The following is a 1,001-nucleotide window of genomic DNA, read 5'->3' as shown; positions in this document are numbered from 1 at the left end:
GTGATGAAAAAGCACTTTGAAGTGGTGGGGCGTGGTGTCGGCGTCGTCGTCGGCTGCGGTACTTTCCCCACCTGGAACACCTACCCCGGCTTGTTTGCTGCCTTGACAACCGGCAATGCCGTGATCATCAAACCGCATAGCAGCGCGATTCTGCCAGCGGCCATCACCGTGCGCACCCTTCGCGCCGTGCTGGTTGAGAACGACATCGACCCCAACCTGGTCACCCTGTGTATTGCGGGAAAACGCGAAACCACGCAGCAGTTGGTGACCCACGCGGCGGTCAAGTCGGTTGACTTCACCGGCGGCAATGTATTTGGGCAATGGCTGATCGACAACTGCCGTCAGGCTCAGGTCTATGCCGAATTGGCAGGTGTGAACAACATCGTGATTGACTCTACCGACACCTACAAGCCGATGCTGCGCAACTTGGCGTTCACGCTCGCGCTCTATTCCGGCCAAATGTGCACCACCTCGCAGGCGCTGTTTGTGCCAGCAGGTGGGATTGACACCGAAGACGGCCACAAGTCTTACGACGAGGTTTGCGCGGATCTTGCCCGCACCATCGAGGGCACGCTGGCCAAGCCGGAAGTCGCGCTTGCCGTGCTCGGCGCGGTGCAGTCAGCAGACACTTTGCGTCGCATTGATGAAGCCAATAGCGGCGCGCTGGGCCGCGTGATTCTTGCCTCGAAGAAACTCGACAACCCCGAATTTCCGAACGCCGAAGTGCGCACACCGGTGCTGCTGGCTTGCGATGCGGCCGATGAAAAATCCTATATGGAAGAACGCTTCGGGCCGATTACCTTTGTCGTCAAAGTGGCCGATACCGCCGCGGCGATCGCCTTGTCAGAGCGGATTGTGAGCACCCACGGCGCCTTGACCACCGGCATTTACTCCACCCGCCCTGAAGTGATTGACGCGATGACCGCTGCCACCTGGCGTTCCAAGGTCGCGCTGTCGATCAACCTGACCAATGGCGTGTTTGTGAATCAGTCGTCCGCCTT

Annotated in this window: 1 protein-coding gene; it reads left to right on the top strand. The window is 59.4% G+C overall.

Features of this window, described 5'->3' with window-relative positions; translation table 11 throughout:
• Window positions 1-1,001 (top strand): aldehyde dehydrogenase family protein (locus tag AC097L_RS26675; protein WP_479589698.1); only part of this gene is annotated, 1,001 nt, incomplete at both ends.

This window comes from Rhodoferax sp. RT5P35 (genome assembly GCF_056521385.1).
Note: the sequence above shows the minus strand (reverse complement) of the source record. Positions and strands in the feature narration are given on the sequence as shown.